The sequence below is a fragment of the Candidatus Woesearchaeota archaeon genome (genome assembly GCA_026394965.1).
GTDB lineage: Archaea > Nanobdellota > Nanobdellia > Woesearchaeales > 0-14-0-80-44-23 > JAPLZQ01.
Genome location: JAPLZQ010000083.1, coordinates 1 through 8,492, shown reverse-complemented (window position 1 = coordinate 8,492; position 8,492 = coordinate 1). Strand labels below are relative to the sequence as shown.

The window sequence follows — 8,492 nt, the reverse complement described above, 5'->3', positions numbered from 1 at the left end:
GAAAAAGATAACAAGGGTTGCAAACCCGGACATGAAAATCTTCATAGGAGAGGCAATCACAGGAAACGACTGCGTTGAGCAGGCGAGAAGCTTCAATGAGGCAGTTGGAATTGATGCAATAGTCCTTGCAAAGGCAGACATTGATGAGAAGGGCGGGGCAGCCATATCAATCAGTTATGTCACAAAGAAGCCAATCATATACCTGGGAGTCGGGCAGAAATATGAGAATCTTGAAGAGTTCAATTCTGAGAAAATCATGAAAAGCATAGGGCTTTAATCAGGCATCTTTCTCAAATTCAATCATTCCCCTGTCCTCTACATAAACCCCTTTCTGAAGCTTTACCGGGCGCCAGTAATCTATAACAAGCTCTGCATTAAGCCATTCGGCAAGCTCCTTTGGATTTCCTATTGTTGCAGAGAGCGCAATTATCTGAAGCCCTTTCAGAATTTCTCTCAGCATTGTTATCAGAATCTCAAGAGTCGGGCCCCTTCCCGGGTCATTAAGGAGATGAATCTCATCCACAACCACAACAGAAACAGAGGAAAGCCAGCGGGCATGGTGCCTGATTAATGAGTCAAACTTCTCTGAAGTGCAGATTATTATGTCATAATTTGAAAGATAAGGGTCTGAAGAGTCAATATCCCCTATTGAAAGCGCTATTTTTATGAGATTTGAGTATTTCGCCTTGAACTGCCTGAACTTCTCTGATGCAAGAGCCTTTAATGGAACGATGTATACTGCTTTTTTTCCGGGATGATGAAGAATTGTGTTGAGCATGGCAAGCTCAGCAACAAGGGTCTTACCTGATGCAGTGGGGGTGCACACAAGAAGGTTCTTCCCCTCAAGAAGCCCTGCCTCAATTGACTTTCGCTGGGCTGGGCGCAGCTCCTTTATGCCGTCCTTGTATAGAGCATCGTATAGATTTGGGTGAATCCTTTCCTTAATCTTTTCGAGGGACATTTTGCAAAAGAAGAACTCGTAGTATCTTTAAAAGACTTTTGAGTAAATGTTACTACTTACTAATAACAATAAAACAAAAACCTTAAATACCTGCGCGCTTTATCGCTTATCTATGGACAGAAAACAGGTAATTGAAACAATTGATGATGTTGTTAAATCTGCGGCAGAAAAGTTTCCAAACTTTGCTGGCTTCATAATCTACGGCTCGTTCACTTCTGGAGAGCAAGAGTCGCGCGACATTGACTTAATGCCTGTTTATTACCTTACTCCGTCTGATGAAAGAGTCCAGAGCGCCTCAAGAAAATACATAAAGGAAGCATTTCCGAAACTTCCTGAAGAGGACTACATCAAAAACAGGTTTGGATTTTTGCAGGACAGCATCTATCATGTAACTGACTCAGTGTTCCTTGACGATGTAAACTTAAAATATCTGCTTGCTGCGAGAAGAGTGAGGAACAACTCTTTCCGCGGCAATTACGACGCAAAGAAAAGGATAGATAAGATTCTTTCTGAGAAAAAATAAATATTTAATATTCTTAACACTCATCTTATCAAATGAGTGCTGGCATCGTTATATGCAAATTTATTTCTTTTTAAACAGCACACACCACAGCGCCGCATACAGCACCGCGAACAATGCCGCGAAATACAAAATGTAATGCCTGACAAATGTTGAGATGTAAGCTCCGACTATGATACCAAGCAAAACCAGAACTGCCTTTACCAGCCCGAAAGTCCATATGCTCATTTTTCTGATTTTCTTCTCAGCCCAATTCATAAGCTTCTTCATAATATCACCCAAACCTGACTAAAGCATTGCATCTTTTAAACTTTATGTCTTTTTAATAAGATTTATAAAGGGGCTCCTTTTTCCAGTAATAATCTGAGATGTGGGCGGCGGCTTGCCTGAATCAGAGCATAAGAGTAATGCAAATAACAATGGAGGCCAATGAAAATGTCGTTATACCAGAATATCAGGGAAGCTTGGAGAAAGCCGACTCCCGAATTTAAGGAATTTCTCAGGCAGAGGCTTATTGAGTGGAGAAAAGAGCCTGTCACACTAAGGGTAGATCACCCAACAAGGCTTGACCGCGCAAGGGCTATTGGGTACAGGGCTAAGCCAGGATTCATAATCATCAGGCAGAGAGTCAATCGCGGCGGAAGGATGAAGCCCCAGATAAGAAATGGCAGAAGGCCAAAGAGATACGGCAGGAGGAGCATAATTGGAATGAATTACCAGTATGTTGCCGAGCAGAGGGCAGCCAAGAAATACCCCAACCTTGAGGTTCTCAACTCATACTATCTTGCGCAGGACGCTATGAGATTCTGGTTTGAGGTAATCCTTGTTGACAAGAGCCATCCTGCGATAAAGGCGGACAAGAGAATCAACTGGATTTCAAGAGGAGCCAACAGGTCAAGGCTCAAGAGAGGGCTTACGCACGCAGCAAGCTCCTCAAAGATGGCTTAAGATTAATATTTTTTTATTATTAATTTTATTCTTTTTTTAAAATTGGAAAATCATTTCAATTCTTTTTGAATATTTATTTTCTGTTTGAAAAATAGTTAATGAGAATCTGATTACATATGAAAAGTTAATGTGTAAAATCTTTTCTCTATAAAAAAATGAACAGAAAATTCCTCAATTGTTTATGCTTTTATCCTCATATAAATTCTTCTGGAAGAAGCTTTCTGCAGCGAGGATATCCTTAACGCTTTCAGTGTGAATCTGTCTGCTCTTTTCCATGAAACCGGAAATGTTTGAAAGGTAGCTTACTGGAAACCTTGCCCCAAGTATTATTCCTTTTCTCCCTTCGCTGAAAGCCCATGCCATGATAAAATAGTCATGGAAAAGGTTTGATGCCTTCAAAACTGCTGAAAATGTTTCTTTATAGAGCGGCGCATCCTTGAACCTGAGGTAAAGGGATGTTAGTGCGCAGCTTCTTGAATACAAGTCCAGGTTAAATATTACATCTCTTGAAAACACTTTAGATGGCTTTATTCCATTTTCCTCAACAAGTCTCTTTATCCCTGAAGAAAGCTCATCAAGGCGCTCTTTTGCATTGCAGAAATCATAAAATGCGCTTTCCTGAATCTCCCTCTTTTTTATGGATTGATTATGTAGAATTTCCATTCCTTCATTTCCTTCGCTTGAAACATACTGCCCGTCCATAATCTCAAAGACAACATTGTCAACTGTTTTTATTATGTTCTCTGCATTTGAATAGGCGTTTTTCTCTATTCTTACACTGTTCCCGTCGAAAAGCCGGTATTCCAATGAGAAAGAGTCGAGAGCAGCTTTTTCAATGAGATATCTTTTCACTAATTCCTCATTTTCTGAATCATTTAATCTCCTTTCAAGTCCGCGGTCCTTTTGGATTTTTTTCATATGCACCATTTAAATAGCGTTAATATCTATAATACTTTCTAAAATTTATCCGCAGATTTTTCCTAATCTGCTGCAAAAATCTCTGAATCATGAACGTCAAAAACCCTGATTCTTGCCCCGCAATCAAGCCAGCCGTGGGCATAATTCAGCGATGCGAATGCGGTTACAAAGTCGCCTTTCTCAAAGTAGTGCTTTGCATCAGAATAATAGCGCTCAGCCATGTCGAGGATTTCTTCCCTTTCCTTCTTAAGCCCGGACTTGTTTAGGCTTTTCCTGGCTGCAGAGAGGGCTCTCCCAGTTACATCAAAATACTTTAAGAGCTTTTCCCGCGTTATCCGATCATTCATAATAACTAGAACTGTTCATCTATGTTTGAAACATCGTCGAGGATTTGCTGGGCTTTTTTCTCTTCTTCAACGCTTCCCCTCTTGCCGCAGTATGGACAAACACTTGGCTTTCCTTTCCTGTCCCCCTTGGGCTCAAACCGGTAGTTGCAAGCTGAGCAGATGTATCGTGTCATAAAAATATACATTAGTATACTTATTTATAAATTTTGCGCTTTATTCTCCGGCAGTTTTCCTTGAATCAGGATAAGTTCCCGGGTTCATGAAGACCTTCTCGATTTTTACAGCAAATCCGTGCTCTCCTTCAGCCATCTCATTGGAATCAAGGGCAGATTCGCCGTATGCTATTATCTCGCCTTTCAATGTCATGACAGCAACTGTGTCGCCCTTTTCTATTCCCGAATCCAGCTTTGCGATTCCAGGAATATTGAGGCTTGCCCCATGCGAAAGTGAATCAACTGTAGTGTCTGTTACATATATCTTAGGAAGAGAATCAACTATCCTTTCTGCAGGAAGTATAACCTTTCTTATGTATTTTTCATTTCCCTCATTTTTCCAATACCAGAAAGCATCGGAAATTTCCTGGAGGTTGTATATGTTCTCTTCGCTGAAATGCGCAACCCTTGTCCTCCTTAATTCCTCCATGTTTGCCCCAACCTTGCTTTTAACGCCGAAGTCATGGATAAGCTTTCGGATATAAGTTCCTGCCTCGCATCCAACCCGGAAAAGCACATCCTTCCCCTTAATTTCAAGAACATCAATATAATAGACATTCCTCTTTCTCAGCACTCTCTTGACAGCTGACTTTACCGGGGGAAGCTGCTCAATCCTTCCCACAAAATCATTAATACTTTTCTTTATACCTTCCTCAGTAATATCCTTGTGGATATGCATCAGTGCAACATACTCTTTCCCTGATTTAAGCATAAGATGAGATAACCTTGTCGCTTTCCCCAATGCTGTTGGAAGCACACCAGTTACGCCAGGGTCAAGTGTTCCAGAGTGCCCTGCCTTGTCAATCCCGAGAATCATCTGGATATATGCGCTTACCTGATGGCTTGTCGGTCCGGATGGCTTGTCCACATTTATTACCCCAAAATCAATGAGCTCTTCAACTGTTCTCTTGTCAGGATATTTCCCAAACCGCTCATCTGTTGAGGCATTGCGCCTTACAAGAATTTCCCTTTCTATTTTCTGGAAAGGGAGGAGGCTTTTTTCTGCGCTTTTTCCCATATCAGCCTTTTCCATGGATAAACCAGTTTTTCTCTCTTTTAATAAATCTTTTCTTTGAGAGCCATTAAGGCAAAAAATTTATAATTCCAGATGAATATACCACATCAATAATTTTTTTTTTAAAAAATAAGGGGTGATATTATTGGATTTTTTTGATATAATCAAGGGAAGGCGCTCAGTAAGGCAGTATTCCAATAAGCCGATTGACAAGGAAATTCTTAGGGAACTTGTAGATACAGCAAGGCTTGCGCCATCAGCAAACAATATCCAATCTTGGGAGTTTGTGGTTGTAACAGAAAGAAAAATGCTGAGGGAGATTTCTGAGAAGGCAACCTGGGGAAAGTTCATAAAGGATGCTGCAGCCGCGATAATAGTCTCTGGTAAGCGCGATAATTCCTATATTGTTGAGGACTGCAGCGCAGCAACAGAGAACATACTTCTCGCTGCAAAAGCATTTGGAATTGGAAGCTGCTGGGTTGCCGGCTACAAAAAGGAATATTCTGAGGAGATAGGAAAGATGCTTGAACTTCCAAAGGGAATAGTTATAGTTTCCATAATATCCCTCGGTTATCCTTTAGGCGAGAATGTTATTCATGACAAGCGTGCATTGAAGGATTTGCTTCACTGGGAGAAATACTGAATAAAAAATTACGAAAAAACTTAATGAAAAAAGAGGTGGTTTTAATGAGCAGCGCAATCGAAATAATCAAGGGAAGACGCTCAGTCAGAAGATATGAGAAAAAAGCGATAAAAAGGAAAGTGCTTTCTGACATAATTGATGCAGCAAGGCTTGCCCCCTCTTCAATGAACAGCCAGCCGTGGGAATTCATTGTAATAACAGGCAAGAAAACCCTTCTGGAAATTGCAAGGGAGTCAGTATACAACACATTCATAAAAGATGCTGCTGCTGCAGTAATTGTTTCTGGAATCAGGAAAAAGCCGTTTTTCAGGGAAAACTGCGGGGCAGCAACAGAAAATATCCTTCTTGCGGCAAAGGCGCATGGAATAGGAAGCTGCTGGACAGTCGGAAGGAACGCCCTTTCCTTATTAAGGATAAAGAAAGCCCTGGGAATACCTTCAGGACAGGACATAATAGCAATAGTTTCACTTGGCTACAGCAGGGAAAAATGCCCTTCCAGCAACAAGAAGCCCCTTGAGAAGGTTATCCATTGGGAAAAATACTGAAAAAGAGCATAAATATTATAAACGCTGTTTACTCTGAAAGCATAAAATAGGCATTTTTAAAAAAACAAAAGGAAGTGAAAAAATTATGGCAAAGGCTAAACCAAAAAGCGAATCTGGGAAAACCTCAGTAACTATGGATGAAAATATTGAATCAATGCTCTGCTACCTTGGACTCTGGATTACTGGAATAATCTTTCTGGTAATTGAGAAAAAGAACAGGAATGTTAAGTTCCACGCATGGCAATCCATAATCACATTTGGAGCGCTTTTCGTGCTTCAGGGAATCTTCTCATTTATGCCGGTTTTTGGAATATTCCTGGGCTGGGCAGCAGGACTTCTTACATTTATCCTTTGGATTGTCCTTATGATAAAGGCATACAACAAGGAGAAATGGCTTGTCCCAATTATTGGAGAATTAATTGAAAAAAATATCATAAAAATTCGCTGAACGAATTTTTAGGATGCAAAAAGCGGCGTTACCGCTTTTTTGCATAAAATATTAAAAAATATTAAATTTTTTTTATTATCTTTATTTTTTTATACTTCTTATTCGCCCTGCCTTCTTATAAGCCCGTCAAGGTTGAAATATCCTCTCTGAAGAGGACTGTTGACCATGCTTCCGTTGTGATACTGGTCAACGAGCTCGTTGAAGGACAGAGTGGTTTTTGGCTCATACTTGAAATTTACCTTGTCCCCAACCTGATAATTTGAGGGTCCTGGGAAAACAACTCGGTATGTTTTTTTATCTGTTTCTGAGTAAATCCTCATATTCTCAAACTGGAAGCTTCCGCTTTCTATGATGTATGTTGGCTCCATGCTTTTTGTGCTGGCATTGTAAAGAACAGTCATCATTGAAGAGAGTATTGGAATTTCATCCTCATCAATTGCCTTTATGATCCCAGTTATGCTCTTAAGCTCAACTTCTTTTTGTTCCACCGGCTCACCTATGATTATTATTGAGTTTGTCGTTGGATTAGTATTACGATACAGCGGTTCAGCGCTTTCCTGGGAAACCACTGCTGTTGAAACCTTGTCCTCAAGATTTACCTGACTTATTGCCTGTGTTGGGCAAAAAGCGCCAATTCCCACTATAAGCGCTCCTAAAATAATCTTATTTTTCAAGCTTTTCATTTTGAAAACCTCCGCCAATTATTGCCGGAAAAGATGCACTTTCTTATATACTTTTTGTTTTTTTTACTATCAAATAATAGTTACAATATCAATTTTTATCATAAAAATACCCTAAAAAGAGCATTACTCCATAACATTTATATATAACTTAACAATTGTTAATAATTTTATTCGGTAAAACAATGAATTGATGGTGGTGAAAAAATGAAGATTCCTTGCGAATTGATTGTCTGGCATGTGCTTCCGCCAGTAAGAAGGGAGCTTGCAAAAAGCATGGTTAATGACTTGGGCCTTACCCAAAGGGCTGCTGCGGCAAATCTTGGGATAACTGAGGCTGCAGTATCCCAGTATATCAAGTCAAAGAGGGGGCAGTACATGAAATTCAGCCCGGAAATTACCTCTGAGATAAGGAAGGCTGCCAGGCAGATTTCACAATCAAAGGATGAGATTTTGGTTATTGAAAAGATTTGCTCACTTTGCCACATGATAAAGTCAAAGGGCATGCTATGCAGGTATCACAGCGCAGAAGATGGAAAGAAGAAAGACTGCAGATTCTGCATGGGATGAATGATTGGGTGAAAATTATGGAAAGTATTGAAAGAATTTACTTGGATTATGCCGCAACTTCTCCGATAGACCCTGCTGTGCTTGAATCAATGCTGCCTTTCCTGAAATCAAAATTTGGAAATTCAGCGTCTCTGCACTCCTACGGGCAGGAGGCGTATTCTGCGCTTGAGGAAAGCAGGAAAACAATTGCAGATGCCCTCCATGCAAAGCCAAGGGAGATAATATTCAGTTCCTCTGCAACAGAGAGCAACAATCTTGCATTGAAGGGAGTTGCGCTTGCCAACAGGGAAAAGGGAAGGCACATAATAATCTCCTCTGTTGAGCATGACTGCGTGATAAACAGCGCAAAATGGCTTGAAAAAATGGGATTCTCTGTGACAAAGGTTCCTGCAGACAAGTTTGGGATGATAAGCGCGAATGAGGTAAAAAAGGCAATAAGAGATGACACAATACTTGTATCAGTGATGCATGCCAACAACGAGATAGGCACGATAAACCCAATTGCAGAAATCGGAAGGGCATGCAGGGAAAAGGGAATTTATTTTCACACAGATGCAAGCCAGAGCTTCGGGAAGATTCCAATCAATGTTGAAAAAATGAATATAGACCTGCTGACAGCATCATCCCACAAGATGTACGGCCCCAAGGGCGCTGCCCTTCTCTATGTCAGAGAGGGAATAAATAT

15 protein-coding genes are annotated in these 8,492 nt (G+C 40.5%); 8 read left to right on the top strand and 7 right to left on the bottom strand.

The genetic code is table 11. The features are described from left to right. Positions 1 to 277, top strand: a 277-nt coding sequence (locus NTV63_03560) for a signal recognition particle-docking protein FtsY (protein MCX6710000.1), incomplete at its 5' end; no start/stop codon positions are given. Here the strand turns inward: NTV63_03560 and NTV63_03555 are convergent. Continuing rightward, positions 278 to 961: a DEAD/DEAH box helicase gene (locus NTV63_03555; protein ID MCX6709999.1), complete on the bottom strand. Its 684-nt coding sequence runs from the start codon at positions 959 to 961 to the stop codon at positions 278 to 280. It abuts the gene before it with no gap. A 112-nt stretch (positions 962 to 1,073) separates the two neighbouring features. Here NTV63_03555 and NTV63_03550 point away from each other — a divergent pair, with 112 nt between their 5' ends. Beyond that, positions 1,074 to 1,484: a hypothetical protein gene (locus NTV63_03550; GenBank protein ID MCX6709998.1), complete on the top strand. Its 411-nt coding sequence runs from the start codon at positions 1,074 to 1,076 to the stop codon at positions 1,482 to 1,484. 60 nt (positions 1,485 to 1,544) lie between these two features. On the opposite strand, the gene NTV63_03545 is transcribed toward NTV63_03550, so the two are convergent. After that, entirely contained in the window at positions 1,545 to 1,751 is a 207-nt protein-coding gene (locus NTV63_03545; protein ID MCX6709997.1) for a hypothetical protein, read from the bottom strand. Between the two features lie 159 nt (positions 1,752 to 1,910). On the opposite strand from NTV63_03545, the gene NTV63_03540 reads away from it, so the two are divergent. Beyond that, positions 1,911 to 2,429 (top strand): 50S ribosomal protein L15e, encoded by a 519-nt coding sequence (locus NTV63_03540; GenBank protein ID MCX6709996.1) that lies wholly within the window; start codon positions 1,911 to 1,913, stop codon positions 2,427 to 2,429. A 171-nt stretch (positions 2,430 to 2,600) separates the two neighbouring features. On the opposite strand, the gene NTV63_03535 is transcribed toward NTV63_03540, so the two are convergent. The 4 genes from NTV63_03535 to NTV63_03520 all read right to left on the bottom strand — a co-directional run bounded on the left by NTV63_03535 (position 2,601) and on the right by NTV63_03520 (position 4,924). Further along, positions 2,601 to 3,347 (bottom strand): hypothetical protein, encoded by a 747-nt coding sequence (locus tag NTV63_03535; GenBank protein MCX6709995.1) that lies wholly within the window; start codon positions 3,345 to 3,347, stop codon positions 2,601 to 2,603. A 62-nt stretch (positions 3,348 to 3,409) separates the two neighbouring features. Continuing rightward, a complete protein-coding gene (locus NTV63_03530; protein ID MCX6709994.1) occupies positions 3,410 to 3,694 on the bottom strand; it encodes a DUF357 domain-containing protein in 285 nt (94 codons plus the stop codon). A gap of 5 nt (positions 3,695 to 3,699) precedes the next feature. Further along, positions 3,700 to 3,867, bottom strand: coding sequence for a hypothetical protein (locus NTV63_03525; protein MCX6709993.1), 168 nt, complete (start codon positions 3,865 to 3,867; stop codon positions 3,700 to 3,702). Between the two features lie 40 nt (positions 3,868 to 3,907). After that, a complete protein-coding gene (locus NTV63_03520; protein ID MCX6709992.1) occupies positions 3,908 to 4,924 on the bottom strand; it encodes an RNA-guided pseudouridylation complex pseudouridine synthase subunit Cbf5 in 1,017 nt (338 codons plus the stop codon). Positions 4,925 to 5,057: 133 nt separating this feature from the next. Here NTV63_03520 and NTV63_03515 point away from each other — a divergent pair, with 133 nt between their 5' ends. From NTV63_03515 to NTV63_03505, 3 genes are all read left to right on the top strand, one after another. Next, a complete protein-coding gene (locus tag NTV63_03515; protein ID MCX6709991.1) occupies positions 5,058 to 5,564 on the top strand; it encodes a nitroreductase family protein in 507 nt (168 codons plus the stop codon). Positions 5,565 to 5,608: 44 nt separating this feature from the next. Then, positions 5,609 to 6,109, top strand: coding sequence for a nitroreductase family protein (locus NTV63_03510; protein ID MCX6709990.1), 501 nt, complete (start codon positions 5,609 to 5,611; stop codon positions 6,107 to 6,109). A gap of 85 nt (positions 6,110 to 6,194) precedes the next feature. After that, complete coding sequence (locus NTV63_03505) at positions 6,195 to 6,557, top strand: hypothetical protein (protein MCX6709989.1); 363 nt, start codon at positions 6,195 to 6,197, stop codon at positions 6,555 to 6,557. Positions 6,558 to 6,655: 98 nt separating this feature from the next. Here NTV63_03505 and NTV63_03500 read toward each other — a convergent pair whose 3' ends face one another. Then, positions 6,656 to 7,240: a hypothetical protein gene (locus NTV63_03500; GenBank protein ID MCX6709988.1), complete on the bottom strand. Its 585-nt coding sequence runs from the start codon at positions 7,238 to 7,240 to the stop codon at positions 6,656 to 6,658. A 204-nt stretch (positions 7,241 to 7,444) separates the two neighbouring features. On the opposite strand from NTV63_03500, the gene NTV63_03495 reads away from it, so the two are divergent. Both NTV63_03495 and NTV63_03490 read left to right on the top strand, forming a co-directional pair. Continuing rightward, positions 7,445 to 7,807, top strand: a complete 363-nt coding sequence (locus NTV63_03495) for a transcriptional regulator (protein ID MCX6709987.1) — start codon at positions 7,445 to 7,447, stop codon at positions 7,805 to 7,807. A gap of 17 nt (positions 7,808 to 7,824) precedes the next feature. Then, positions 7,825 to 8,492: cysteine desulfurase family protein (locus NTV63_03490; GenBank protein MCX6709986.1), on the top strand; the 668-nt coding region annotated here is incomplete at its 3' end.

Excerpts from the sequence above, each read along its gene's own strand:
- NTV63_03495 (MCX6709987.1), top strand. The coding sequence starts at position 7,445 with ATGAAGATTCCTTGCGAATTGATTGTCTGGCATGTGCTTCCGCCAGTA.
- NTV63_03525 (MCX6709993.1), bottom strand. The coding sequence starts at position 3,867 with ATGACACGATACATCTGCTCAGCTTGCAACTACCGGTTTGAGCCCAAG.
- NTV63_03520 (MCX6709992.1), bottom strand. The coding sequence starts at position 4,924 with ATGGGAAAAAGCGCAGAAAAAAGCCTCCTCCCTTTCCAGAAAATAGAA.
- NTV63_03500 (MCX6709988.1), bottom strand. The coding sequence starts at position 7,240 with ATGAAAAGCTTGAAAAATAAGATTATTTTAGGAGCGCTTATAGTGGGA.
- NTV63_03555 (MCX6709999.1), bottom strand. The coding sequence starts at position 961 with ATGTCCCTCGAAAAGATTAAGGAAAGGATTCACCCAAATCTATACGAT.
- NTV63_03505 (MCX6709989.1), top strand. The coding sequence starts at position 6,195 with ATGGCAAAGGCTAAACCAAAAAGCGAATCTGGGAAAACCTCAGTAACT.
- NTV63_03530 (MCX6709994.1), bottom strand. The coding sequence starts at position 3,694 with ATGAATGATCGGATAACGCGGGAAAAGCTCTTAAAGTATTTTGATGTA.
- NTV63_03550 (MCX6709998.1), top strand. The coding sequence starts at position 1,074 with ATGGACAGAAAACAGGTAATTGAAACAATTGATGATGTTGTTAAATCT.
- NTV63_03540 (MCX6709996.1), top strand. The coding sequence starts at position 1,911 with ATGAAAATGTCGTTATACCAGAATATCAGGGAAGCTTGGAGAAAGCCG.
- NTV63_03510 (MCX6709990.1), top strand. The coding sequence starts at position 5,609 with ATGAGCAGCGCAATCGAAATAATCAAGGGAAGACGCTCAGTCAGAAGA.
- NTV63_03545 (MCX6709997.1), bottom strand. The coding sequence starts at position 1,751 with ATGAAGAAGCTTATGAATTGGGCTGAGAAGAAAATCAGAAAAATGAGC.
- NTV63_03535 (MCX6709995.1), bottom strand. The coding sequence starts at position 3,347 with ATGAAAAAAATCCAAAAGGACCGCGGACTTGAAAGGAGATTAAATGAT.